Raw genomic sequence first — 24,281 nt, 5'->3', positions numbered from 1 at the left:
GCTCTCCGTGTTGGTGGATCAGATGTTGACGGTGCCCGTGTTGGGGCGCCGGGATGGGTGCGGCGGTGGGACTCGGCCGCGGGTGGGTTTGGTCAGTGGGGCCGGAGTTGGTTCGGGCCGGGGTTCGGGATCGACGTCGAACGGCGGCGGGTCGTCATCATCGTCGACCTCTGGCGTGGTGTCGGCGCGGGTGGGCTCGTCGGGCACCTGGTCGTCGCCGGTCGCCCAGTCCGGTGGCGGTGCCCCGTGGTTGTCGAAGGGGTCGCCCTCGTAGTCGGCGGTGTCGAGGACGTCGAAGGCTGGCTGGTCGTCGTCGTCGATGTCCTGGTCGTCGTCCAGGGATGGCCGTGTGGTGCGTTTCGGGGGCAGTGGGGCGTAGGTGGCGCCGTCGGACAGCTCGCTCAGGGTCGGGATCGGAGGTGTGGCGGCGTCGCGGTCGAGACCCTGGTAGCTCGGATGGAGTGGGTCGTAGATGAACTTGGTCGGGTCGGGTTCGCCCCGGCCGTTGTCGAGAAGGACCGCGGGGGTGGCGTAGATGCTCTCCAGGTCGGCGGCGTAATCGGGGCTCTCGACCTGCCACCACAGGCGGGGGTGCAGCCGCGGGATGCGGTCACTGACCTGCTCGCGGTACGCCTCGTGGGCTGCGGCGAGGATAGGTGGTGGAGGCTTGGAGGGGTTGGGGGTGTGGCCGTAGTAGCTCTGGAACTCGACGACGATCTCGTCGCTGTCGGAGGCCATGAAGGCGAGGCCTCGGCCGATGTCGCGCTTTTTGTTGATGCCGCTGCCGATGCGCTTGGCCTGGGCTTGCAGTTTGTCGGGGAAGACCTCGCTGATGGTCTTGTCCTCGGGTGGTCCCAACGAGACGCGCAGCTGGAGGTTGCCCATGAGCTGGCCGTCGATGATGTCGCGGTAGGCCTCCTGGGAGGCGATGCCGACGTGCACCTTGAACTCGCGGCCCACTCGCACCAGGAACTTCAGATCGGCGAGGAACGATTCGACGCCCTGCTTGCCGTACTCGCCCTTGACGTTGGCCATCATCGTCGCGAACTCGTCGAGGAGCATGACGATGGGTGGGCGTTGGAACGGGGTCTGGCCGTTGCGGGAGAACTGAATGGCCTGGGCATCTGCCCGCCGTGCTCGGAGTTCGTCGGCGCACAGGCGGACCATGCGGATGTGGTCGGCGGTGGTCTGGGAGACGGTGACGATGTTCGGCAGGCCGATGAGCTGGGTGTAGTCGGTGCCCTTGCCGTCGCCGAGGAAGATCATTGCTCCAGCGGCTCGGAACGGCTCGATGACGGCGCCGCGCATGAAGACAGACTTACCGCTGCCGGTGCCGCCGATGAACAGCCAGTGCGGGAAAGCCTGGATGTCGAGGTCGATGGATTCGAGGAGTTCGTTGACGCCGATTGAAAGCGCCAGGCCCTTGATGTAGATGTCGAGGGCGTCGTCTTTGTTCAGCGCGATGCGGTCGGGCATCGGTGTGGCGACGGCGGCCGGGAAGGGCAGCTTGGTGCGCAGGTGGATCATGTCGCGTTGAGGTTCGGCGGTCATGTTCCATCGGCCCGGGATCGACTCGGAGACGCGCTGGAAGATCTTCTCGCGGAAGACGCCGTCGGAGAACCCCGAAGGCTTGGTCGTTCGCAGGCTGAATGCGTTGACCTGCGCGGTGTCGTTGTCGAAGCGGACTGATCCGTCGACGATGACGATCTCTGGGTGGCGTTCGCTCAGGACGGTGCGGACTCGATCGAGCAGTGTGTCGGCGGTGCGATCCTCTGCTGGTGCGGCGGGTTCACCGACAGGCTCTGGGCCTGGTGCGGGCACCCTTGGATCGACCGGTGGGCCGGGCGCGGCGGTGGCCGCGTGCGAGCGCCAGGTGTTGCGTTGGTGGATCAGGGCTGCGGCCGCGCCGAGTGCGGCGACATACAGCAGTGTCAGTGACAGTGGCGAGATCTGGCTGACGGGTAGGGGGTTGAGGAAGCGTGATCCGGCCGAACCCACGACGCAGGCGATGAGCCCGATGGCCAGAGGCATCATGGCGGGCGCCCATAGTTCTCGTCCCCGGGGGCGAGAAGGGCGCGTCGGGGTGGGTTCGGCCGGGGTGCTCACGCGGCGGAGGTCAGCAGTGCGGCCGGTCGCCAGGACGAGTACGGGTACTCGGTGCCGAGGGCGAGGTTGTCCATGACAGATTCCAGGCGCGCGGGGTCGTCGGCGTCGTCGAGGTAGATCAGGACCTCGTAGGTCAGGTACTGGCCGGTGTACGGATTGCCGTTGGTGTCGGGCAGTTCGTGGACTTCGACGACGGTGTCGATGAGGTAGATGCAGGGGTTGCCGGTCCGCTGGTCGGTGCAGATGCGGATGCCGCCCTCGGTGATGCCGTCGCGGATCAGGTCGATGAATCGGCTGATTCGGGGCTGCAGGTCGTCAGGTCCTGAGGTCCAGAACTCGGTCATCAGGCCTTTGACGCGTACGCCGGTGATTGCCATGGGTGTCCATCCCGTCTTGTGTCGGTCTTCGGTGCCCTGTGGATCGGGTGGACGTTGTGGCGCGTGTGTGGCCGAACCCCCCGGAAAGGCACCCCGATAATAGCATGTATGTATCTGTGGTTGGAGGGCTAGAACGGGTCGGCCCAGCGTGACGATGGCGAGAGCAGGCTGCGGCATTCGCCGCGGACGGGACGTCGTTGGGCGATGATGGTGCCGACGATGAGGTCGGTTCCCGCTTGGTAGACCGGCCCGCCGGAGTCGCCTCCGTTGGCGCAGATCGTTGATTCGACCAGCTCGCTGATGCTCGCTCGGTCATCGGACTCGCGGTTGATCACTCGGCCGGTGGGGATGTATCCGGTGCGCCTGCCGCTGGTGGAGCCGTGCCCAGCTACGGCCAGCCCGGCGGGCAGGGAATCGGTAGAGGCGATGCGCGATGGCCGATCGATCGGAACTGATTCGTAGATAGTGATCGTGGCCAAGTCCTGACGAGTCTGGCGAACGCTGATCGCTCCGATCGCAGGCGCGCCAGGTTCCCCGGACATCCTGACCTGATCGGTGATCTGCCCGCAATGCGCTGCGGTGAGTGCATGTCGGTCGTCGACAATGGCGCCGATCGTGCACATCTGAACCGCGCCAGAGCGGCTGGTCACGTAGATGCGGGAGCCCTCCTGAACGGTGCCAGGAACCATTTCCGGTGACTCGCCGTTGATCCTCCCATTGTCGACGACGGGAGTGCTTACCGTCGGCGGTGACTCGACTCCTCGTGAGGCGACCAGCCAGATCAGCCCGCCGACAGCGCAGATAATGACGGCGAGACGAAAGAGCTGTCCCCCGCGATGGTGAGTAGATCGAGTCGTCACCGGTCATGTCCCCCAGGATCACTGGCTCTTCCTCCAACGGGAAGCGCCTACACTCTGAGCATACAATCAGGTCACGACATCGCATACAACCCTTCCAAACAACGAAATCCGTGTAGTAGTATCACTGCTATGAAGAGTGCAACACGTAGTGGCAACACGAAGGTGCGTTCATGCCTGGCGGCGCCCGACGACGTCGATGCTGTCGTTGCCTGCATCACTGGCACTTACGGGCATTCTGTCCGCGTCATCGAGCAGCAGTACCGATTCGGTGACGACGAGGGGATGATCGCCCTGGAGTTCGACACGATCGCGGACATTCCGCAGATCAAAAGTAGTGTCGCAGGCCTGCGGTGCGCCCGCCGCATGAGCGACACCCTGCTCGACCAGCCCATCACTGCCAACCCCTACCTGTAGGAAACGGCGAAGCAACCCACGCGTGCCGTGGCCCACTCGAATCAGCGACGGGCCACGGCACTGTCGTCGGTTCCGGCTGGCCTCGTGTCTACCAGCGAAAGAATCGTGTGAAGGCTTGTGGCAACCAAATTCAACGGTGTACTATCAGTTGTACACCGCGGGCGGTTCCGGGGGATCAGGGGAGGGGCCGCCCGCGGTTTTCCATGTTCCGGGCGACACCTAGCTGATTCCGAACACTGCAGCGGCGATGGAAATACCTCCAGCGAACAGAAATGTCACACCCAAGCAGTACTGTCATCGACATGTGGAACATAATCCTTCTCGACGACGTAGAGCAGTGGCTCCTAGAACAGGACGACGACGCCTACGCGACAATCGCAGCGGCCATAGAGATGCTCGCCGACAAGGGACCCAGCCTAGGCCGACCATTCGTCGACCTGGTCAAAGGCGGAAAATACAAGAACCTCAAAGAACTACGCCCCCGCGGATCGAACATCCGAATCCTCTTCATCTTCGACCCGACCCAGACCGCTGTCCTCCTCGTAGCCGGAGACAAGCACGGGCAATGGAACAACTGGTACAAGGGCGCAATGAAAGAAGCTGAGCGCAAATACGGCAGCTGGCTCGACGAGCTGTGACCAGGCAAGCCCCGCCCTGCCAGGCCCGGGCCGCAAACCCCGGAGTCTGCGGCCATACCCAGCCGAAGCCCCCGGTGCTAGAATCGCCAGGAACAACAACACGAAGAACGGAGACGGCATGATGGGTACCAAGAGTCGCCTCGGCCGCAGCTGGGCCGAGATCAAGCGGACCCGCCCGATCGACACCGCCCGCGTGGAGGCCATCAAGGCCGAAATGCGCAAGGAACTGGCCTCGAACTGACACCAGCACCACCGAGCCCCCGAACCACAAACGGTTCGGGGGCTCGATGCGTATTGACGGCTATCGACCCCCCCGCGTGAAGACCTCGCATGGCTCGCGCCAAGCGCACCGCCACCTCCGCCACACTGGCCCGGTGAACACCACCCTTGTTCATGAGGCGGTCCGCAGGGCACAAATTCGCCACCGTTCAACCCGGAAATGTCGGAGGCATATCGTACGATAAAGACCACCGCATCAGGGGGATGCGAGCACGACTAAACTGGGGGAAATTCAACCATGAACAACACTGAAGTTCGGCTGGTTGTCACAGAGGAACGCGCCACCGAATCGACGGTGGTTCACGACCAGATCTATCCGACAATGCCGCTGGCCGAACGAGCCTGCCGCACACGCATCGCCAAACACTTCGGGAACGACGCGACAACAGCGAGCTGGGGAGACCCCCGAGGCGACCATGGACGATCGATCCAGTTCGGCAGCGGACCAACAGCGGCGACCGTGACAGCCAACCTCACCTGCCGGAACTTGTCGCTGACCGCCTGAACCCAACCACGACCGGCCGAACACAGCGCGCCGATCACCACCAGAAGGAGACACTCACATGAGCAACATGATCACCACCGACGCCTACGGCCAGGTCACCGAAGAGACATTCACGTTCCTCAAACGACACAACATCACCCCCGCCGAATGGGACGAACTCACCGACGCCTACGGGTCCGACCACGCCGCAGCGCGGGCAACCATCTCCGACTTCCTCAGCAACGACGGCGTCTATGACTCCTGGCGGGCGATGCAGGCAGTCGCCCGTCGAGGATAAGTCTGCCGGGTCTCGATCCGAATCGATCGGTCCCGTGTTGAGCCTCGATGGCCAGTTTCTGACGGAAAGATGAGTGAGTAATGAGAACACCTCCGGCAGGCATCTATCGATGCTGGTCCACCCCGATGCGCGTGGCACGTTGGGTGGCGATGGTGCTGCTCGCCAGCGGTGCGATCATGGCTGACGTGGTCGATGGTTCGGTGGGCCCGCAGTGGGCATTGGGATACGCGGTAGTGCTGATCGGATGGTTGGCCACGTACCCGGTGTTCGTAGTTCTCCGTGAACTGCCTCAGTGGCGCGCTGAAGAGCAGGCGCAAGGGCGCTCGCCGAACGCTCGTGTGGCCGCCATCGGCGTCCCTGGGATCATGCTGATGCTCGCGGGAGTGATCGTCACCATGAGCAGTGAACCCACTGGATTGGCGTTAGTCGGAATCGGACTGGTGATCATCTCGTTGACGATCCCGAGGACGGCCCGCTCGGCCCAGCATTCAGGTGAGGTGGCTGTACATGCCCTCCCATGACCGTCCGATCGCCACGACATACCGAAAGACGAACAAGTGCTGACATCACGTGCTGCCATGGTCGACCGCTGCTGGTCAACCCCGATGTACGCCGCTCGCTGGGCTGCAGCAGTCCTGCTCATCGGCGGCGCCATCACAGCGGAAACTCTCCAATGGGCCGCGGGATACGCGATGGTTCTGGCGGGCCTGCTGACCGCGTTCATCCCGATGTTCGCGGTCATTCGCGCACTGCCTGCGTGGCGCGACGCCGAGGAGGACCAAGGCGGGTCGCCGAGGGATCGAGTCGTCGCCATCGCCGTCCCCGGAATCATGCTGATGTTCAGCGGGGTGATCGTAACCATGAGCACTGAACCGACCGGCATCGCCCTGGTCGGAATCGCAATGGTGTTCATCTCGCTGACGATCCCGAAGACCACCAGCGCCCGCCAACACCAGGGAGAGCCACGTGATCACTCCTGACCGCCCACTGGACGATCTCACCACCGACGAACTGACCGCGCACCTCGACGATCTGCGGGCGACGATTGCGGCGACGCGCCGCGAACGGCTCGACATCACAGGAACCACGGCACACCGCGAACCGCTGATTGGCGCGGCGGCCAAAGCCCGGCAAGACCGCGACGCGCAGAGCAATCCCGCGCTGATCGCCGAGCGAGACAAACTGGCCACGTTGGTCGAGGAGATGCGGGACCTATGGGCGGGCGATGATCGGAAACGGTGGATCATCTGGAGGCTGGACACCACCGGGATGGACAAGGTCTTCAAGCTGCGTGCACAAGCACGGCAGTCCGTAGACGAGTTCCTCGACCAGGACCGACAGCTGCGTGAACGCGCGCGTGCACAGCTGGCGCCGCTGGGAATTGATGTTCCGGGAGTCCCGGATCACGGCAGGCAGGACCGGTAATGGCCAGAGGAAAGCACAAGCGGGCCAAGATGGGGCAGGACCGGGCGAAACTGATCGAAGCGATCACCCACGCGCGCGCTGAACTCGCCTACGAGCTGTCGCTGCTCGATAGTGCTCGCGATCGTGCGCAGGAGTCGGCCGCTGCTCGCGCGGACCTCACCGAGGCCACCGCCGAGCGTGACCGGGCGTGCGCTCGGGAGGTGGATCGGGCCCGCGAGGCAGTCGCGGTTGTGGGGTCGCTGATGGGAGAGCTGCGAGCGCAGCATCGCAGTGCTCAGAAGGCGTGGGAGCGATACACCGAAGGGTTCTTCACCTCCGGGCAGCTTGATCCGAAAGAGGCGCTGCTGACGTTGATCACCGGCGACCCCGAGGCGATGATGGGCGACGGTGTGCAGCGTCGGGGGCTCGACCATGACGGGGCAGCTGCGATCCAGAGGGCGCGCGGCGATCGTGTGGGCGGGGCGCGTGAGGCGACGGCAGAGCAGAAGTCGATCAGGGAGGAGACGATCGCGCTGCTGAGGTTGCCGCAGACCGGGGCTGATGCCGGGTCGCGGGCGCAGGTGCGCCTTCGTGTGCTCCCGCTGCCCTTGGTGGACTTCGCGACGGTCGGAGATGGTGGCCAAGCTCAACGTCTGGGAGTGGTGGGTTCGGAAGGGACGGCGATCGACTCCCCCGGGATGCCGGTGCAGATCCCGCCGTATCCGTCGCACGTTCTGACCGCTGCCGTTCGTGACTCGCTCGCGGGGTCGGTGGGTGCTGTCGAGCTGGTGGAGGCATGGGCTCGGTCGGTGGACCAGTTGATGGACGAGGTGATGCCGAAGACGCAGATTCAGTCGCAGGTCGGGTTGCCGATGTACCCGATTCCCTCGGACGCGGTGGCGTTGAAGGGCTGGTACTCCTTTGGTGGGTGGGGGCGGTGGATTCGCGATCCTGACCAGATTGGGATCGAGCATCGTCGGGTCACCGTAGCCGCGGCTGCTGCGGTCCCGTTCTGGTTGCCGCCGGGGCATACCCGCGCCTATCTCGATTCCGAACCGCTCGCCGCGGCGGACGTCGACGACATTCGGCTGCCGTACCCGAGCACGATGCTGGCGTTTGCCGACCCTATTCGGCTGGAAGCGCCACGCGCAGTGGGAGAAGCCGATTCGGAGCTGGCGACAAGGCTGACCTGGCTCGGCGAGGCGGCGCGGACGATGGCGATCGATGGTGTGACGATCGAGGAGTTGACGAATCTGCTGTCGCTGGCCACCTGTGGGTTCTCCCGTCCAGTTCTCGACATTGCGACTGTCCTGCAGTTCTGGGATGCCCGCATCGAAGGGGTGGTCCTGCTCGGTGACGCACTGGGTCGGGTCGATGACCTGTTCGGCTGGTGCATGGCCGTGACCAGCCCCTCCGGCAATGTCCTGGCGCGGCTGCTGGTCCCAGCACGGCTCAGTCACACCGAGTGGCGCGATCAGGTGCTCAACCTTGCCGCAGTCGTGGCGTGGGCTGACTGGCACGAGCCGCAGGAGGTCCGTGCAGAGGACGCCGGACGCTCTGCTCGCAGCGGTGCCGATGCGGTGCCATCGTCGGACCTGGAGAACGCCGTGCGCATCCTGAACGTCCGCGCGACGCGATCGGCGGCTTCGGAGTCTGCGTCGGCGAGTGTGGGCGGAACCGTCGCGCCTCATATCCGCCGTGGCCACTGGCGGCGCCAGCGATACGGGAGTAAGCGGAGTCTGATCAAACGCGTGCGGATCGCGCCGACCTTGGTGAACGCCGCACACGGGGACATGGCCTCGCGGGTGTACGTCCTGCCGTCTTCAAGGCAGTGAGCGCAGCGTGGCCTCGTCGAGTGCGTAGGACAGTGGGCCGAGTACCTCGGTGACGACGTCGAACGCGGGGCGGTCGAACGGTGAGGATGCGCTGAAGGCGTTCTCGGCGTCGTAGGTCAGGCGCAGGGTCTCGCGCTGGTTCTCTTCACGCGCAGGGGTGGCGTCCTCTGCGGGTGCGGGATCGATGTCTTCGCGGGGTGTCTGGGGCGTGAGGGCGCGGAAGGGCATCGGTTCAGTGACGGTGACGAGGTTGAAGAGTTCGAGCATGCGGACCGAGGCGTAGGCCTCCCGGCTGAGTCCGTACCGGCGCCAGCGGACGACCTCGGGCATCCCGACCGAGTTCTCGTGTGAGGTGGCACGCGGGGCCCTGGAGAGGTATCCGGTCCAGTCGATGAGGGCGAGCAGCATGGCGATCTCTGAAGGCGTCAGGACTAGGTGCCAGCCACGGGTGAAGAACTGGGCGGGTAGTCGGATGGCCGATCGGCCGGGGGTTCGTTCGCCGGGCACGGTGTAATCGCCTTCCCTCCCGTTGTCGGAGAGCAGGCGGAACTGGTCGTAGCGTCCGGCAGCTCCGGGGACTCCAGTGAGTGCGATGAGGTTGTGCTCGTCGAGGTTGGCCAGGGCGGCGTTGATGGCGCGGCGATGGCGACGTGTGCGGACCGTCGGGGTCAGGCCGTGGTCGATTCTCTGGTAGAGGCCGCTCAGTTCGAGCCACGACGGGTAGGCGGGGTTCAGGGCGCTGTTGGGGCGGTCGTTGATGTACTTGGTGCCGCCCGCGTCGGGCCGGTAGTGGGCCACAGCGAGCATGGTCAGGTAGGTCGGAAGGGCGCGGCTGCCGGGTATCGCGGAGAGTCTGGTCAGCGGTGGTCGGCTGGCTCGATCTGACCGGCGGGCGGCGGTCAGCGCGTCGTGATCGGTGGGCGGTACCGGAGTGCGGGCGTCGCGGTTCTTCGGCAGTGCGATGAAGTCGGTGCGGATTCGCAGCTCGGTGACGTCGTTGAAGTGATCGAGGGTGCGGTAGCTGGTCAGTGCGCGGTCGATGCCGTGCTGGCGGGCTTGCAGATCCTGGAGGCGACGGCGGATGCGTTCGGCGTTGTGCACGTCGGCGCCGAGTCGCCAGCTGACTCGGCGTTCCAGCTTCGCCCAGGTGGTTTCGTTCGCTGGTGGTGTCATGGGATTAAAGGTACTGAGGTGGCGGAGCCATAGGTAGCGGATGATGAACATGTACCTAAGAAGGTTGACGTTATGATCAGCTGCCTCTGGACCAAGGGTCCGCTACCTATGGCCCTGTTGGTGGGTGCGGGAAGTGGCGCCGACGCGGAGAGTGCAGATCATGAATCGCAAACGACTTCGCATCCTCAGTGACTTGGCCAGGCGTGGATGGCCGGACACGATCCGCTTCGCCCTGCTGTGGGTGATCACGTCGACGTACCCGACAGTGGCCGTCGCGTACCTGGTCGGCTGGGGCGGTTAGGGGGCGTGTCGGGCCGTGGTCGCTGGTGTGTGGCGCGTCGACCGGGCAGTCGACTGATGGTGATAATATCGAGTACCTTATTGCTGTCGGCGAGAAGGCCGGTATCGCACGATGGGGGGCGCGCATGAGTGATTCCACCGGCGATCCCACAGCCGTGGTGTTCGGTGACTGGCACGGGAACGAGGTCTATGCCCGATCGGCGTTGGCTATGACCTCCCGTGTGCAGACCGAGGCACTGCGGATTCATGTGGGTGACTTCGGGCTATGGCCCGACGCCCCTGGTCACCACTACCTCGCCAGCATCGACCGCGAGGCCCGGCGGCAGGGCATCCTCCTGCACGTGGTGCCCGGCAACCACGAAGGATGGTCGCACCTGAGCGTCGGGGCCGCCGAGTTCGGACTGGACGGCTTCGACGACGACGGCTTCATGACCTCACGGCTCTACCCGGCACTACGCATCGCGCCCCGGTGGGCAATCTGGGAAAGGCGCGGAACAACCTACGCGTGCCTATCAGGCGCAGCGTCCATCGACTTCCAGCAGCGCGTCGCCGGACACAACTGGTGGCCCGAGGAGATGCCGACCCAACGCGACGTCGACGACCTGGTCGATGCCGCGACAGGGCGGCGGATTGATGTGTTCGTGACCCACGATGCGCCATCGGCGGCCATCGACGGGCTGGGACTGTATAGCGGCCGACCGTCAGGGTGGTCCGCTGCGGCGCTGGCGTACGCGAGGCAGTCATCGGACCTCATCGAGCAGGCGTCGGCACGCCTGGTCCCGACCCTGCATCTGTGCGGGCACCACCACGTGCGGCGAACCGCTCGGGTCGAAGGAACCCTCGTGCAGATACTCGGTGACGACGGAACGTCGCTGGCGATGAACCGGACACTGCTGTCTGGGTCGACGATGCTGGACTGACCCATGGCATTATCCGACGACGAAGTATCGGTGCTGCTGACCGAGGCGGGTCCCCGATGGGCGGTCTCGCTCACCGAGGCGAGCCCAGATCGTGACGGGGTCCCGGCGTCATGGTCGGCGGTGGTCGCCGCCCAGACTCCGCAGTCGAGGGTGCAGGCCGCGGCGGCCCTATGGCGCGCAGTGCTCGGCGATGACATGGCGCAGACGCAGCAGATGATCACCCACGAGTGCGCCGACGTACGGCTTGGTCGCTCCGATGGCCAGTGGTGTCTGGTCTATCTCGTCGAGCATCATGCCGGGAAGCCGTACCGGGAGATCCGGGCATGGGTGGGATTAGAGCCGCGGCCTTTCGATGACGCGCACCCCTTCGCGAGATGTGTTCCCAGCCAGATCGCCTCGTTCATCGCAACGATCCACGACGGGTGGACCGCGATCAACCGAGAGACCAACGGTCTCCAGGCGCAGCAGTACTGGCAGAGCGTCGCCGACGCCGCTGGCGAGACCGACTGGAGCTGGTGGGAGTTCGAGCCGCGCCCCGAGTCGCTGATGGTGATCGGCACCGACGGAGGAGTCGACTGCTGCCTCTCGCCGGATATCCCAGCCGGTCACGGAGTACTGGTGTACCCCGGCGACGCCCCAGACGACCCGAAGCCGCTCGCCGATCTCCTCGACGACATCGTCGCAGCGACCCTCTGAAAAGCTCGCTGATCCCCAGCCCAGAACGACTCGAATGCACTCACCTAACGCGCCGTCGAAGCCGCCGATACTCGGTGGAGAATAAGCGAGATAATTGCGTGCCAAAATGGCCTCTATTCGATGCACTCATACGCCGGTGTTGATGTACGATGAACCGGTACCGGCGCACGTTGTACGTTGATGTGGGGGACGCCGGTGATTACCAGTTACGGCGAGTGAAGTGGGGGCCAGCCGTGCCGTACGTGCGCGCAGATCAATTGCGTGAAGGTGACCAGATCCGATGCCCGGATGAGCAGTTCGGGTTTCCAGTCTCGACGGTGCTGACCGTCCAATCGGTAGAGGTGCGGCCGAACGACACCCGGCACGGGTGGCCCGACTCCGGGAAAGACAAAGTCGTACTCGCCGTCTCCTACCGCGACGACCACAGCGAGAACCACCAGCGCAACCTCTGGCTGTGGCCGCACCACGAGATCGACGTCGTCGACCGCGTAGGTGCCACGACTGCCGACGCGACGTGAACCGGAAACCGCAGCGGACAATCCGAACCGCACTGCTGGCGGGAGCGGCCATGAGCGCAGTGCTGACCCTAAGGTGTGATGCAGATGCTGCCGCGCCGTTAGTTCAACCGGTGACCCCGAGCGAGGTTGTGACGGTGTCCCGAGACCAAGCGGCCTCCTTGCGGCGCATCGCTGAGATCCTTTCCAGTAACAGCAGCGCCCTGGTCGCCGTACGCCAACCACCTGTGCGGCCCGAGACGCTGCCAGCCCTGAATGTTCGAACGAGAGGAATCTGATGAGTACGACGTACAGCACGGTCAGCGAACTGGCCGCTGCGGTCGATGAGCACTTCCGGCGCAGTGACATGCCGGTGTTCGCGGTGTGCTCGCGGACCCCCGGTGGTTACACCTTCGCCGAGCCCGACCAAGGGCAGGTGCCCTACGTGGTGACCGAGCCCGACGGGTATCAGGGCGCCGACGGGTTGTACTACTGGGGACCGTCGACGAAGTTCACCGACCCGCTGGTCTTCGACGGATACATCCTGAAATCGATGCACAGCTCCGAGCACCCGACCCCAGGGTTCATCGAGGGCCACCTCGACGATATCGACGACGGGCCGATCACGCTGGGATGCGTGGTGGTGAGCTTCGGCGGCGACGAGGAGCCCGAGTGGGCCTGGGTGACAGCGGGATGAGCGCCCCTTCGCCTCAGCCCGCGCAGCCGAACGGGGAGTCGATCATCGATCCCGCGGACGCCGACCCGGAGACGGCCTACCGCGTCGCCCGCGTCGACGAGGCCGGTCAGGCCGCGCCGACGACCTACAACGGCCGCCGCCGCGGTGACAGATGGACCCTGCGCGACCTCGCGTACGGCGACCCTCTGGCCTGGGGGCTCTCCGACAGCGAGATCATCGTGCTCGACACAGTGAAAGGGGGCCAGTGATGGCCGCTGATGCAACGAATGACGACGCCCGATCCAACAGGGTGTCGGGCGTAGAAACGTCCTGGATTCTTCAGTGCCTGATCGACGGCGAATGGAAGCCGTACCGCGGCCTGTTCATCGCCGACATCGCCGACGCTGACCCGATCGTGGCCAGCGCCAAGGCCGACGACCGACCGGACATCACCGGCTGGCGGGCCTACGACGTCGCCACTGACTCGGTGCTGGCCACATACTGAACTGCCCCGATGGGACCGTCGCCGCGGTGCGGCACCCACGAGACGAGGAGACCACATGTCTGCATTCCCTGAACTGGACGAGATCGTCGACGCGATGGCGGGTCACGATGTCACCGTCGTGACCTTCGACCAGAAGCCTGACCCCGACACCGCCCTGGCCGACACGCTGCTCAGCGTCCGGGTGCCCGGAGCGAAACTGCAGAACGACCCATACCAGGACCCCTACAGCCATGCGGTCCACAGGTACCCCGTGATCGGAGGACAGGACATCACCTGGGTCGGCCCCGGCGTGCTGGGATCAACGACCCGGGGAGCATTCGGCGGAGACCCGGCCGACGACGATGTCATCGACGCCGCGTGGGCGGAGATCCTGCAGAAGCTGGGAATCACGAACGACCCGCACGCCCGAGCAGAACAGGACTGACTGACATGCGTATCAACGACCTCACCGACGACGAGATCAACCAAGTCTGGAAACAGCCCCCCGGCAATGCAGTGCCGTGGCCAGACCTTGATGTGGACGGCGAGCGGCAAGCGCGCGTGCAGTACGTGCAGCGCGAACGCACTCCAGGACTGCACACCGCGACCTGCTACCGCTGCGACAGGGCCGCGTCGGAATTCGTGGGACTGCGAGTCTCCAGCCTGACCCCGATCTGCATCGACCATCTCGAACCCATCGGCTACTGCAACCAACGCGGCAGCCTGGTGGAAGCGACCACCTACCCCGCCCCGACGGCATAACGAGGAACCGGCAATGACACAACGAAGCGACGGCTACCACGTCACCTACGGCGGCGAGTCCCTGAACTCCTTCGACGTCGACGGATCGACGTCCGAACCAGCCCGCGAAGCGGCCACCTACGCCACCGAGGCCGAGGTCCGCGCGGGCGTGGAACTGTGGGAAGACGGCGAACGTGTCGCCACCTGGCACCACGACGAGATCGAGACCGACAGTCACGGCCCGTACCTGCCCAGCCGGGCATGACCAACCCAACTCCCGAAAGAAGGATGACGCCATGAAGTTCGGATCGCTGACCGACGAATACCTCTACCGCCTCACACTCGACGGAACCTTCCGTGACGGCGGAAGCAACGAGTCGCCGACGGGATGGTTCGCCGCCGTGGTGCTGCCTGCAGGCACCGCCGCCGACACCGAGATCCTCGCTGACATCCCCGGCCTGACCGCGGCCCCGACAGGATGGTTCCTCGTCACCGAAGACGAGCAAGGCTTCGTCGGAGTGCAGAGCTTCGGCAGCGAGGCCGAACTGGACAAGGCGTTCGCCGAGCGCGAAGAGCAGTACGCCAAGTGGGCCCAGGACTAGCCCCATGGCGAACGAATCACTCCAGAGCGTGAACACCACCGCGCGGGAACTCCGAGAAGGCGACATCGTCGACCTGGCTGCCCTTGCCGACACATATGGCCGCGACCTCGACGAGAGCACGAAGATCTCCATCGCGGAAGAGAAAGCTCTGATCATGGAGGTTCAGATCGAACCCTCCTCAGAGCCCGGGGCCCGCGAAGTCGCTGTGCTCTACACCGACCAGGTGAACCTGGCCGTCGACGCTGACGCACCAGTGACGGCGCATAGGCCCACCGGCTAGCCCACGCGGCGCCGCTGAGTGTCGAGCCGCATTCTCCACGCTGTCGGCCTGACTGCCCCGCCCGAGCGGGGAAGTCGGGCCGACATTCACCCATCACGAAAGAAGGAATGACAATGTCCCGACTGGGAGACCTAATCGACGCAGGCGAGTACGTCGAGGCCGACGTTTGTTCGGACTGCCTGCTCTGGATCGAGAACCGAGATGACTCGGGAGCCTCGTCGGACTGGGATCGCGCCAGCGTCGAGCAGACCCTGAAAACCTACGAGGTGCTGGTCAGCGATGAGAGCGACGAGTTCTCCCGGAGCACATGCGGGGCGTGTGGAACGGACTTGGCCGGTCATCGGACCGAGGTCAAGATGATCAAGCACTCCGACCTGGCCGGACGATGACGACCATGCAGGAATGGACCTTCTGCGGGCACTGGGAAGGCTCACGACTCGCCATCGACTTCGTCTGTGAGGGCTCCGTACCCGATGACCGGCCGATCGATGACGCGGAGTACCCGGACGGACTGTGGGCCGACTCGGCCCGATCGGACACCATTACCGCTGCGCTCCAATCGCTGATCGACCCTGTGCGGGGACGTCTACCTCGGGCGAGCCGAGCAGGAACGTCGCGGGAATCCGGCAGTCCTCGAAGCGGATCACGGCGGTGTCGGACGGGCGGGATGTAAGCCCGCACAGGTGTGAGAGAAACCCCCGAAGAATACATATTCGGTGTGTTACTATCAGTACATGAGTGCTGCTAGTGACTGTGATCTTACTGTCGCCGTATGTGGTGATTGCGGCGACATTGTCGACACTGTCGAACCCGTCTACGAATGCACCACTTGTGGCCAGCTCACCGACGAACGGCGATGTGCCGACTGCAACCGATTCACAGCCCGAGCCGAGCACAGCATCGGCTGCGAGATCTGCTTCGCTGCCGTCGACACCGAGGCCGCGGCCCTCGACCACGACGGCGCACTGATCCGCGCCGCCGACTTCGACCCCGATGGGCCCTCCAAAGCGGACCGAACCCGCACCGCCCGCGCGGTCGCCGTGGCCGACGCGGCGGCCCGACTCGACCAGAACACGCACACCGTCCGCGCGGACGAGATCGAAGTGGGCGACTGGATTCACGGCCCCTGGCGGCCCGAAGTGGTCACTGAGATCTGGCACCCCGATCCCCGCACCGTTCTGCTGGTCACCACACCCTGCCTGCCGGAGGTGCGCGTGCAGGCGTACGACCGCGGCGAGCAGATCCGGCTGGAGAACTCCCCACACACGCTCACCTCGGCCTCTCGCCGCGGCGGCTACATGGTCGGGAGCGTTTACGCCACGGAGATCACCATCGCCCTCGTGCCCCGACATCGGTGCACCATTCTGCTGGTCACCGCCGCACATGGAAACGTCCGCCAGATTGCTGGCGTAGCCGTGTCGAGCCCGGCAGCACAGGAACTCGCGGACGCGTTCGACGGGTTCGCCGACCGTATGCACGCAGCCGGATGCACCGACCGCGACGACATCATCGTGACGAACTCGGACCGCGGATTCTTCACCGACACGATCCCGCCCCTGGCCGCATGGGCATTCCAGGATGCCGGTGACTACAACCGGCCCGGCTTCCTCAACACCGCCACGGGCGCATTCATCGACTCGCCCACGCTATTGAGTACGGCGGCAGCCCAGATACGTGCACACCGAGGGCGCCTACCCGACCACTGACACCAAAGGCCTGGCTCAGTCGCTGACCGCGAGGGACGGCAGCGCAAGGGGTGGACACGCACGACCAACGATCAACAGGGGGAATGGAAGTGAGAGTTGTAACCGGCGACGGCGCTGTACTGCACGTTCATACCGAGGGGGCCGTCGGTCACCAGGCCCACGCGACTGTGGTTCTGACACACGGATTCTGCATGTCGGGGGCCAGCTGGGCCAGGGTGCGCCAGGGCCTATGTCGCCAGTTCCCCGACCTTCGGGTGGTCACCTACGACCACCGAGGCCACGGACGCTCCACCAGTGGGACCCAAGCGCATAGCGTCGCGCAGCTGGCCGCCGACTTGGATGCCGTCATCGGGGCAGCCGCCCCCTCAGGGCCGCTGCTGTTGGCGGGACACTCGCTCGGAGCGATGGCACTGCTGGAACACCTCAGTGGCAACCGGGAGATCCTCGCCCGGCTCAGTGGAGTGGCGATCATCGCCTCAGCCGCCGGTGGACTTACCGAGTGCGGACTGGGCCGCATGCTGCCGCCAGGCATCGTGCGGTCACTCCCACGGGCGGCGAAGGTCGCGCCGAGCCTGTTCGAGGCCATCTGGGCCGCGACACGGTCAGCAGCCACGCCGATGCTCGGGCGCCGTCACGGCCACCACAACCGGCCGACCGCACGCGTGCTCGCCGAGATCGCGGCATCGCTGATGACCTACGACGTCCGAGCGGGACTGGACGTGCTGGCGGCAGTGCCGACCCGCGTACTGGTCGGCGAGCACGACCGGATCACGCCAGTGCAGCACGCACACGAGATCGCCCGCAGCTCACGTGGCGCTGTGGTCACAGTCATCCCCGGCGGCGGACACAATCTGCCGGTCGAACGACCCTCGGTAGTCGTCGACGCGCTCTCGGAGCTGCTCGGCCACACGCTGGGACGCCCGTGGGCGTCACCGTCAGCGCTGAGTGCGACGACCGCAGCGGCGATGTGACGATGGCGCTCAGCGATGCAGAGAGGGCGCAGAAGCGGGCAACGTCGGACTGGCTCAATGAGCAGGCGGCGGAGGTGCACGTCGAGGTCGGCCAGGTATGGCAATACCTTGGCCCGATCTCGCTCATGGACCGCACCAAGAGGGTCAGGGTCCGGTCGTCGAAGCTCGACCGGATCAGGATTGTGCAGGTCGCGGGGGATGGACGAGCGCGGACGACGCGCTTTGTGAAGGTCGATCCGCCGCGCGGAGGTAACGGCGGCTACGACCGCCAGGATCATCCGATCACCCATCTCACGCTGGTGCGCTCCTACGCGCTGATGTCCGACAGCCCCCCGTCCGGCGGCTGACTCGCGGTCGATGCGCTGTGGGATGATCCCGACATGGATTCACCAGCGATCATCTGCGAAATCTGCCAGTCGAGACTGGACTCAATCCTCGGCGACAAAGGCGTGGAGTACCTGCACCCTGCTCGGGTCGGCGACGCTGATCACGACGTGGTCCCGGTCGAGGCCGGGCCGGACTGGCGCGGGTTCTGCGACTTCTGCCGCACCGGCACTGCGACGTGGGTACTGCCGGTGAGCGACTTTCACGTGCAAGGCCAGGTCTCAGCCGGGGACTGGGCTGTGTGCGACACGTGCGCGCCATTGATCGAGAAGAACCAGTGGAACGCCCTGGTCCGCAACATCGCGTCGACCTACGAAGGCGATATCCCAGTTGGGGACGTGACCACGACTCTCAACGGGCTCTACCGGCTCGTGCGCAAGCACACAACGGGCGGGCTGCGGCGACTGTAGTTGTCATCAGCCGGGCACTTGAAACGGCAATCGATAGTCCGTCGTGCGGACTAGGTCGGATAATCAGCCAACAATGATTCCGTGTGTTACTATCAGTCCATGGACGAAGGTAGCCGCAACGAGTCGCTCGATGGAGAATCCGACCTCGGTGTGACGGTGACGATTCCGGTCGACCTGATGGGCAAGGCCACTGCGATCATCACCCGCGCCAACGCCCGGCTCGTTCGGGCCGGAGTCGACGAACGCTTCGAACTCGTCGTCAACAGGACCGAACTCTCCCAGCGATACGACCCCGATACCGCTGCTGAGTACACCGTGGAAGTGAATCACTGCACGCTGTCTCAACCGACGATCGCCGCAGGCGGGTGGGAGTTCGTGGCCAAAGCCGAATGGGACGAGGACATCGACGGCGTCCTTCTGCGGGTGAACCCCTCGGCGGAGGACGTCGAATCGCTGGCCGTCCCGACCGAACTCACCTGCGATCACTGCCGCGCCACGCGAGCGCGCCGCAAGTGCTACGTGATCCGTCACCTCGACACACGCGAGACGATGCTGGTCGGCGCCCAATGCGTCGCCCCCTTCCTCGGCCTCAGCGTGAGCGCCCTGTGGTGGCTCGACGCCCCGCTTGACGAGGCGATCAACGATCTCGGCGGCGAGGGACTGCGAAGCTCGATGCGCGCACCCCGCGACGCCGTCATCGCCACCGCTTGGGCCGCCTCGGCCGAAGGCCGGGCCTACGTCCCGTCGAGCGGTGAGCACCCGACGCGGAATGCCGTCTCAGCCGTCCTGTTCCCCGTGTTCGGCCGCCGAGAGTCCCCGCGGGAGAAGGCCGCCCGCGAAGAGATCACAGCCCGTGCCGGTGAGTACGAGGGCGACGGCGAGCTGATGGAGGCCCTGCGGTCCTCGGTGGACACGCTGAACGCAGAGAGCCCGTACGGCCGCACGATGCAGGCCTTGGTCGCAGCTCCGTTCATCTCTCCCAAGAATCTCGGATTCCTGGTCTCGATCGCGGCTGTCCATCGCCGAAACATCGACAACACGGCCCGCAAGGCCGCTGCAGTGAAAGAAAAGTCAGAGATCGTCGGCGGGCTATTCGCCGACATCAAATCGACGATCGAAGACGTCGCCGTCACCGTGAGAAGCTCGCACCGATACACCAATCACTTCAATGACCAGCTCGCTGCAGCAGTGGAGATGACCACCCCCAGCGGGCACATCCTGAAGTGGATGTCCGGGTCCGATAAGGCACTCAGCCTCGAAGTCGGCGACCAGCTCACGATCGTGCGAGCGACAGTGAAAGGCCTGGACACCTACCGCGACATCGACAGCACCCTCATCATCCGACCGAAGTTCGCCTAACACTCCGCCGCGTAAGATATTGAGCGGCGATCCCCGATCGGGCACAGAAGACTGCCCGAGCCCCAACAACCTGGAGAATCGCATGGCAACGTTGACAGTGTCCGTACCGGCGCAGAACGCGACGCAGTATCTTCACGAGATCATCCGACAGATCAACGAAGGAATGACATCCGGCCACGTCGACGCAGAGACGAACTGGGAAGTAGTCGACTGGGACGATGAGGCCGCAGATGACCTCGCGTAGGGAACCATATAAGGCGATTCTTGTCGAAGGCGCACTCGCCATGGGGATGTCGCTGGGGGCGTCGCAGGTCGTCCGTCTCCTGCCCGCGTTGTCTGACTCTCAGGGCTGGGATCTGGACGCTGAGGTACTCGATCGGATCGTAGATGTGACGTCATTCGCCGGAGTGGGTCTTGCGGTGATAGTTCTGGTTGCGACAGTTCTCAAGCTGTTCATGGAGTCGATGAGTGAGGTCCCTGCCCGATCGTTGACCGCCGTGGATCGAACTAGTGACCCGGCCGTAGTTCCGCGAGTGCAGGAGCGCATCGCGGCGGTGCATCAAGCCCACGACGACCTCCGGGCGGAGTGGGGCCGCTACGCCCTCAACCCGCAGGACTGGTACCTGAACAAGCCGGTGCTGCGCGACATCACCGGCACCGTTGCGCCGACAGTGGCTTACAACCGGGCCATGGAAGCGCTCGACGAGGTATGCGCGAGCCTGCATCCCGACATGTCCGAGCGTGAGTTGGCCGCGGCCGAGGAGTGTGCGGACGCAGCATGGAAGCGCTGGTATGAGGCCAACGATCACGCCGCGGCAGTCGGCCTCGATGACCGGTCGCCGACCGAACGCGCAGCCCTGCAGCGGCTCGCCAATCTCGTTGAACGCCTCACCTTGTCCTCGGCCAACGATCCCGAGCTGCCGATGGTCAAGCGCGAGATCGAGGCGTGCCTGGAGAAGATCAGCACCGTGACCGCGAACATCGCCGACATCACGGCGATCCCCGCGATCGCGGCCGCCGGACACTACCTGTCCCTGGACAAGTCGCCGTCGGCGATCTGAGAGCGCCAGAGGATGGTGCGGTGACATGCTCGGTGGCTGATCTGCTCGACGTCGTGCACTCGGCTGGTCGAGAGTTCGAAGGGCTCCAAGTCAGTCGCGCCGACACCGAGCGGTTCCTGCGGGGAGACCCGCGAGTGATGATGTCAGGGGCCGATCGCGACATCCTGACCGACCTACGCGAGGCCGGGCAATACATCCTCGACCATCGGGATGAACCCATCACCGCGGCCACGGTACGAGCGATCAACGCTCGCCTGAGTCGCAGTGCAGCGCTGCACCCGGGACGTCTGCGCACACGCGACCAGCAGATCGGTGTCACCACCGCTCGTGGACGTCACGAACCGAGCCCGGTGACCGACAAAGGGCTGGAACAGATCCTCGCCCGGGCCGCCGCCGAGGGCGACGACCTCGCTGTCGCGATCGCCACGTTCATCGCCCTGGCGTCAGCGCAGCCATTCGAAGACGGCAACAAACGGACAGCCCTGCTCGTGGCGAACGCGTACCTGCTGGCGTCGGGCTCGGATGAGGTGCTCATGGTCCCTGGCGGCGCTGAGGCCCCGGGCATGCCGACCGCGTTCGCTGACGCCCTGGCTCTGGCGTACGTCGACGGCGACCACCAGCCGGTCTCGGCGATGCTGCGTGCTGCTCGGGTCCCCCTGGGCGGGCAGTGATGGCGACCAAAGCGCAGTCAACCAGGGACGCGATCCTAGACGTCGCGACGTCGGCGTTCCTGACTCGTGGTGCAGCCTCGACATCGGTGGATGCGATCGCTGCCGCGGCGGGAGTGACCAAAGGCGGGGTGTACTTCCACTTCAAGAACAAGCCCGGACTGATCAACGCGGTCGCCGCTCGTGCACTTGCCAACCTGATCGCCGACGTCGACGACGACCGCCTGCCACAGTGGGGTGCGGACGTCGTATCCCGTTGGCGCCGCGACGAGAATCTCGTCCTGCTCGCCGACCGCATCCCCCAAGCCGATCTCGTAAGCCTCCTCGAACCAGCGGTGCCGGAGACCGTCGTCGGGGACATCGAGCGTCGCCTGGCGGCGGCAGCGATCGTGGGAGCGGTAGCCCTGGACGGCGCCGGAGTACTCGAACCGATGCTCCAAGCAGTGTCCGGCACACCTGCGCGGTCCTGACTGGGCCGCAGACGTGACTGCTTGGTGTCAGCTCCAGGAGCAGGTCGTGCTGCAGCTCGCGCGGGTCGACCAGCCGTTGCCCCAGACGTAGGCGGTCACCTGGCTCGTGCCGGGCGCGTAGACCTGCATCGAGTAGGCCCATGGTCGGGTGTCGATCTCCGGAAGCCCTGGTGTGCCGTACGGTCCAGCGACGTTCTTCTTGGTCCACTGCGTAGAGCCGGAGTACTCCACCCAGTTGGTACCGCACGCATTGGACACCTTCACCGAGACCGTGCCGCCGGGAACGCCCCGAGACGACAGCGTCCACGAGGTAGCGGAGCAGCCGGTGGAGTACGGATCAGTGTTCTGATGGCCCAGCGATGCGCTGGCTGGGCCAGGAGCGAAGGCCTGAGTAAGCACCAGGGGAGCGGCAAGGGCGACGGCGAACTTGGCAATTCGTTGGGTTCTCATGGACTAAGTGTCGGCCGGTAGCCATCGTCACATAAGGGATCGATCGGTTGAATTCGCGCGCGGCCGTGCGCGTCGAGGTCCGGCGCAGTCTGCGGCGGAGAACAGACACAAGATCGCAGCCGTCCCAACGATGGCGGCTAACGCCCCGGCTCCGAATGCCCAGGCGATGAACGCGTAGCCGTGGGAAGGGACGCCAGCCGTTGCGTACAGCACCAGTGCGCCCAGGGCTACCACTGCCACGCAGCCCGTCGTCTTCGCTTGCTGCTGAGGACTCCTCGGCAGCCGGTCAGCTCTCGTCACAATCTCCCCCCCGGGCACATGTCCGCATTAGCGGTATATGCCCAGAGGTTAACACTTCGGTCGATAGTGACCAACGAGTGATCTGACAGGAGAGAGGAATCCCAGTCTGGCATCAGAGCTTAGGGTCTCGAACGAACATCGGACGGTACTCGATGTCGCCGTCGCGATGATCGAAACGCGCCCATCCCAGGGACGCCCAGAACTCCGGAACGTCCGTGTTGGCATACGCCAAGAGGACGCGGTCAGGAAACCTCTGTTCGAGAGCCTTGACGACAGCTGTTCCATGGCCACGACCCTGCGCATTCTGCGCTACCTCGAAGAAACAGATCTCCAGTGGGGAGCCGCCAATCCGCTCGGCGTCGGTGTACGAGAGATTGACTTCGCCGGGATCAAGAAGCTCAACTCGCGCGACCTCGGTGCCATCAGAATCGAGAACCTGAATGAACCAGGGCGCGTCGTAGTAGTACCGAGGCTCGTCCCACCAGTGCTCGTTGGCGTACACCGCGGTGTCGTCGAATGGGGGCAGCCAGCCGAACTTGTTGTCTTCTACTGACCGGCGGAGGTCGACGAGCTGCACGGCGGGCTCCCTTCCTTCGTCACGGGTCGAGCAGTGCCACGTGGAACAACCCAATTGGCGGTTGTGACCCAACCTACCTGTAGGACTTGCCATAAACTCAACCAAGTAGACTCCCGCCCCGAAGAAGTGCCCACCTCAAAAGGAGAAAAGAAGAAACAATGACCTCGCAAGCTGAGATAAGGCGACTGAGTAAACGGAGAGAGGTCTATGCGGCGGCGCTAGCACAGTCCGTCCAGGATGGGTACGACGCGATCTCACCGCTGCTCGAAAGCGTGGTGGATGATCTCACTTCAGACATAGAGGAGGCCCACAAGGGCTAGAGTTCACCCAGACAATCCTCCGGACCCATAACAAGGGTCGTGAGGATTAGTTCGGCCACGGGGCAGATAGAGGACATTCCGCCCGCCACTTGGCTTTCCGAGCTTCGCTTGAATTGCTCCGCCCACATGGCGCAGTGCCCCTCCCCGTTCCCATGGGCCTGGGAGGCGAGCGCCTCCGGCGAAGAGCCGACCGTTTCGCAGAACAGTGCACAGTTGACGCATACCTTATTCAGGTATACCACATCGCCGTGCGGGTGGGGTTGCATGGTTGGGACCGTGGTTGGTTCCGTGGTAGGAAACGTGGAGGGGTCCGTGGTTGGTTGGGTGTCCGCGGAGCGGGCGCAGGGGGTTTGGCGCGGAGCGTCGAACCTCGGCAGTGGTGACGGGATCGCCTGGTGGGGAACGGGTTTCGCTGTTCGGAGGGTCGCGCAGCGACCTGTTCGACCCCTCGTGAAGTCCGGCAGGGCACTGCCCGCGCAGCGGGCTTCTGACGGGCGCGGAGCGCCCGTCCGGGAAAGGGCGCGCAGCGCCCTAGCCCCGCGGG

General features: G+C 64.9%; 37 protein-coding genes. 31 read left to right on the top strand and 6 right to left on the bottom strand.

The genetic code is table 11. The annotated features are described in order from the left end of the window. Positions 1 to 18: 18 nt before the first annotated feature. The 3 genes from WFK36_RS21350 to WFK36_RS21340 form a co-directional block, all read right to left on the bottom strand. Positions 19 to 2,034: a hypothetical protein gene (locus tag WFK36_RS21350; protein WP_336794125.1), complete on the bottom strand. Its 2,016-nt coding sequence runs from the start codon at positions 2,032 to 2,034 to the stop codon at positions 19 to 21. Between the two features lie 68 nt (positions 2,035 to 2,102). Then, positions 2,103 to 2,483: a hypothetical protein gene (locus WFK36_RS21345; RefSeq protein WP_336794123.1), complete on the bottom strand. Its 381-nt coding sequence runs from the start codon at positions 2,481 to 2,483 to the stop codon at positions 2,103 to 2,105. Between the two features lie 128 nt (positions 2,484 to 2,611). Beyond that, the gene (locus tag WFK36_RS21340) at positions 2,612 to 3,133 is read right to left on the bottom strand and encodes a trypsin-like serine protease (protein ID WP_336794121.1); all 522 of its coding nucleotides are present in this window, start codon (positions 3,131 to 3,133) and stop codon (positions 2,612 to 2,614) included. Positions 3,134 to 3,472: 339 nt separating this feature from the next. Here WFK36_RS21340 and WFK36_RS21335 point away from each other — a divergent pair, with 339 nt between their 5' ends. The 9 genes from WFK36_RS21335 (at position 3,473) to WFK36_RS21295 (ending at position 8,695) form a co-directional block, all read left to right on the top strand. After that, positions 3,473 to 3,757 (top strand): hypothetical protein, encoded by a 285-nt coding sequence (locus WFK36_RS21335; protein ID WP_336794119.1) that lies wholly within the window; start codon positions 3,473 to 3,475, stop codon positions 3,755 to 3,757. Between the two features lie 302 nt (positions 3,758 to 4,059). Then, positions 4,060 to 4,395: a type II toxin-antitoxin system RelE/ParE family toxin gene (locus WFK36_RS21330; RefSeq protein ID WP_336794117.1), complete on the top strand. Its 336-nt coding sequence runs from the start codon at positions 4,060 to 4,062 to the stop codon at positions 4,393 to 4,395. A gap of 118 nt (positions 4,396 to 4,513) precedes the next feature. Beyond that, positions 4,514 to 4,636 (top strand): hypothetical protein, encoded by a 123-nt coding sequence (locus WFK36_RS21325; protein ID WP_336794115.1) that lies wholly within the window; start codon positions 4,514 to 4,516, stop codon positions 4,634 to 4,636. A gap of 276 nt (positions 4,637 to 4,912) precedes the next feature. Next, positions 4,913 to 5,179 carry a hypothetical protein gene (locus WFK36_RS21320; RefSeq protein ID WP_336794113.1) on the top strand — a complete coding sequence of 89 codons (267 nt, stop codon included), beginning with the start codon at positions 4,913 to 4,915 and terminating at the stop codon, positions 5,177 to 5,179. Positions 5,180 to 5,237: 58 nt separating this feature from the next. Then, entirely contained in the window at positions 5,238 to 5,456 is a 219-nt protein-coding gene (locus WFK36_RS21315; protein WP_336794112.1) for a hypothetical protein, read from the top strand. Positions 5,457 to 5,536: 80 nt separating this feature from the next. Beyond that, positions 5,537 to 5,977, top strand: a complete 441-nt coding sequence (locus WFK36_RS21310; protein ID WP_336794110.1) for a hypothetical protein — start codon at positions 5,537 to 5,539, stop codon at positions 5,975 to 5,977. A 36-nt stretch (positions 5,978 to 6,013) separates the two neighbouring features. Then, complete coding sequence (locus WFK36_RS21305; RefSeq protein WP_336794108.1) at positions 6,014 to 6,436, top strand: hypothetical protein; 423 nt, start codon at positions 6,014 to 6,016, stop codon at positions 6,434 to 6,436. Next, positions 6,423 to 6,881 carry a hypothetical protein gene (locus WFK36_RS21300; RefSeq protein WP_336794107.1) on the top strand — a complete coding sequence of 153 codons (459 nt, stop codon included), beginning with the start codon at positions 6,423 to 6,425 and terminating at the stop codon, positions 6,879 to 6,881. Before WFK36_RS21305 ends, WFK36_RS21300 begins: the two co-directional genes overlap by 14 nt. After that, entirely contained in the window at positions 6,881 to 8,695 is a 1,815-nt protein-coding gene (locus WFK36_RS21295; protein WP_336794106.1) for an AcrVA2 family anti-CRISPR protein, read from the top strand. Before WFK36_RS21300 ends, WFK36_RS21295 begins: the two co-directional genes overlap by 1 nt. Here the strand turns inward: WFK36_RS21295 and WFK36_RS21290 are convergent. Further along, positions 8,684 to 9,868, bottom strand: coding sequence for a hypothetical protein (locus WFK36_RS21290; RefSeq protein ID WP_336794104.1), 1,185 nt, complete (start codon positions 9,866 to 9,868; stop codon positions 8,684 to 8,686). The genes WFK36_RS21295 and WFK36_RS21290 overlap by 12 nt on opposite strands. Positions 9,869 to 10,028: 160 nt before the next feature. On the opposite strand from WFK36_RS21290, the gene WFK36_RS21285 reads away from it, so the two are divergent. The 22 genes from WFK36_RS21285 (at position 10,029) to WFK36_RS21180 (ending at position 22,090) form a co-directional block, all read left to right on the top strand. Beyond that, positions 10,029 to 10,169, top strand: coding sequence for a hypothetical protein (locus WFK36_RS21285; protein WP_336794102.1), 141 nt, complete (start codon positions 10,029 to 10,031; stop codon positions 10,167 to 10,169). A gap of 124 nt (positions 10,170 to 10,293) precedes the next feature. Continuing rightward, entirely contained in the window at positions 10,294 to 11,088 is a 795-nt protein-coding gene (locus WFK36_RS21280; RefSeq protein WP_336794100.1) for a metallophosphoesterase, read from the top strand. Between the two features lie 3 nt (positions 11,089 to 11,091). Further along, on the top strand, positions 11,092 to 11,784 hold the full coding sequence (locus tag WFK36_RS21275; RefSeq protein ID WP_336794099.1) for a hypothetical protein: 693 nt from the start codon (positions 11,092 to 11,094) through the stop codon (positions 11,782 to 11,784). Positions 11,785 to 12,017: 233 nt separating this feature from the next. Further along, a complete protein-coding gene (locus tag WFK36_RS21270) occupies positions 12,018 to 12,302 on the top strand; it encodes a hypothetical protein (protein ID WP_336794098.1) in 285 nt (94 codons plus the stop codon). A gap of 274 nt (positions 12,303 to 12,576) precedes the next feature. After that, a complete protein-coding gene (locus WFK36_RS21265; RefSeq protein WP_336794097.1) occupies positions 12,577 to 12,975 on the top strand; it encodes a hypothetical protein in 399 nt (132 codons plus the stop codon). Next, positions 12,972 to 13,223: a hypothetical protein gene (locus tag WFK36_RS21260; protein WP_336794096.1), complete on the top strand. Its 252-nt coding sequence runs from the start codon at positions 12,972 to 12,974 to the stop codon at positions 13,221 to 13,223. The genes WFK36_RS21265 and WFK36_RS21260 overlap by 4 nt, the downstream gene beginning before the upstream one ends. Beyond that, positions 13,223 to 13,459, top strand: a complete 237-nt coding sequence (locus tag WFK36_RS21255) for a hypothetical protein (protein WP_336794095.1) — start codon at positions 13,223 to 13,225, stop codon at positions 13,457 to 13,459. The genes WFK36_RS21260 and WFK36_RS21255 overlap by 1 nt, the downstream gene beginning before the upstream one ends. Before the next feature lie 55 nt (positions 13,460 to 13,514). Further along, positions 13,515 to 13,883, top strand: coding sequence for a hypothetical protein (locus tag WFK36_RS21250; RefSeq protein ID WP_336794093.1), 369 nt, complete (start codon positions 13,515 to 13,517; stop codon positions 13,881 to 13,883). 5 nt (positions 13,884 to 13,888) lie between these two features. Beyond that, positions 13,889 to 14,200, top strand: a complete 312-nt coding sequence (locus WFK36_RS21245) for a hypothetical protein (protein WP_336794092.1) — start codon at positions 13,889 to 13,891, stop codon at positions 14,198 to 14,200. Between the two features lie 13 nt (positions 14,201 to 14,213). Beyond that, entirely contained in the window at positions 14,214 to 14,444 is a 231-nt protein-coding gene (locus WFK36_RS21240; RefSeq protein WP_336794090.1) for a hypothetical protein, read from the top strand. 31 nt (positions 14,445 to 14,475) lie between these two features. Beyond that, positions 14,476 to 14,781, top strand: coding sequence for a hypothetical protein (locus tag WFK36_RS21235; RefSeq protein WP_336794088.1), 306 nt, complete (start codon positions 14,476 to 14,478; stop codon positions 14,779 to 14,781). A 4-nt stretch (positions 14,782 to 14,785) separates the two neighbouring features. Next, positions 14,786 to 15,061 carry a hypothetical protein gene (locus WFK36_RS21230; RefSeq protein ID WP_336794087.1) on the top strand — a complete coding sequence of 92 codons (276 nt, stop codon included), beginning with the start codon at positions 14,786 to 14,788 and terminating at the stop codon, positions 15,059 to 15,061. A gap of 113 nt (positions 15,062 to 15,174) precedes the next feature. Then, positions 15,175 to 15,450: a hypothetical protein gene (locus WFK36_RS21225; protein WP_336794086.1), complete on the top strand. Its 276-nt coding sequence runs from the start codon at positions 15,175 to 15,177 to the stop codon at positions 15,448 to 15,450. A gap of 345 nt (positions 15,451 to 15,795) precedes the next feature. After that, complete coding sequence (locus tag WFK36_RS21220) at positions 15,796 to 16,767, top strand: hypothetical protein (protein ID WP_336794438.1); 972 nt, start codon at positions 15,796 to 15,798, stop codon at positions 16,765 to 16,767. An 89-nt stretch (positions 16,768 to 16,856) separates the two neighbouring features. Continuing rightward, positions 16,857 to 17,738: an alpha/beta fold hydrolase gene (locus WFK36_RS21215; RefSeq protein WP_336794085.1), complete on the top strand. Its 882-nt coding sequence runs from the start codon at positions 16,857 to 16,859 to the stop codon at positions 17,736 to 17,738. Further along, on the top strand, positions 17,690 to 18,085 hold the full coding sequence (locus WFK36_RS21210; RefSeq protein WP_336794084.1) for a hypothetical protein: 396 nt from the start codon (positions 17,690 to 17,692) through the stop codon (positions 18,083 to 18,085). Before WFK36_RS21215 ends, WFK36_RS21210 begins: the two co-directional genes overlap by 49 nt. 33 nt (positions 18,086 to 18,118) lie before the next feature. Further along, positions 18,119 to 18,532: a hypothetical protein gene (locus WFK36_RS21205; protein WP_336794082.1), complete on the top strand. Its 414-nt coding sequence runs from the start codon at positions 18,119 to 18,121 to the stop codon at positions 18,530 to 18,532. Between the two features lie 99 nt (positions 18,533 to 18,631). Next, a complete protein-coding gene (locus WFK36_RS21200) occupies positions 18,632 to 19,891 on the top strand; it encodes a hypothetical protein (RefSeq protein ID WP_336794080.1) in 1,260 nt (419 codons plus the stop codon). An 82-nt stretch (positions 19,892 to 19,973) separates the two neighbouring features. Then, positions 19,974 to 20,135 (top strand): hypothetical protein, encoded by a 162-nt coding sequence (locus WFK36_RS21195; protein WP_336794078.1) that lies wholly within the window; start codon positions 19,974 to 19,976, stop codon positions 20,133 to 20,135. Continuing rightward, complete coding sequence (locus WFK36_RS21190) at positions 20,122 to 20,952, top strand: hypothetical protein (protein ID WP_336794076.1); 831 nt, start codon at positions 20,122 to 20,124, stop codon at positions 20,950 to 20,952. Before WFK36_RS21195 ends, WFK36_RS21190 begins: the two co-directional genes overlap by 14 nt. A gap of 32 nt (positions 20,953 to 20,984) precedes the next feature. After that, a complete protein-coding gene (locus WFK36_RS21185; protein ID WP_336794075.1) occupies positions 20,985 to 21,623 on the top strand; it encodes a Fic family protein in 639 nt (212 codons plus the stop codon). After that, entirely contained in the window at positions 21,623 to 22,090 is a 468-nt protein-coding gene (locus tag WFK36_RS21180) for a TetR family transcriptional regulator (protein WP_336794073.1), read from the top strand. The genes WFK36_RS21185 and WFK36_RS21180 overlap by 1 nt, the downstream gene beginning before the upstream one ends. 27 nt (positions 22,091 to 22,117) lie before the next feature. Here WFK36_RS21180 and WFK36_RS21175 read toward each other — a convergent pair whose 3' ends face one another. Both WFK36_RS21175 and WFK36_RS21170 read right to left on the bottom strand, forming a co-directional pair. Further along, positions 22,118 to 22,540 (bottom strand): hypothetical protein, encoded by a 423-nt coding sequence (locus WFK36_RS21175; RefSeq protein ID WP_336794072.1) that lies wholly within the window; start codon positions 22,538 to 22,540, stop codon positions 22,118 to 22,120. 412 nt (positions 22,541 to 22,952) lie between these two features. Further along, a complete protein-coding gene (locus WFK36_RS21170; RefSeq protein WP_336794071.1) occupies positions 22,953 to 23,417 on the bottom strand; it encodes a GNAT family N-acetyltransferase in 465 nt (154 codons plus the stop codon). Between the last annotated feature and the right edge of the window lie 864 nt (positions 23,418 to 24,281).

It is taken from the genome of Gordonia malaquae (assembly GCF_037148075.1).
GTDB classification, from domain to species: Bacteria; Actinomycetota; Actinomycetes; order Mycobacteriales; family Mycobacteriaceae; genus Gordonia; species Gordonia malaquae.
This window is presented reverse-complemented; position numbering and strand designations above follow the sequence as displayed.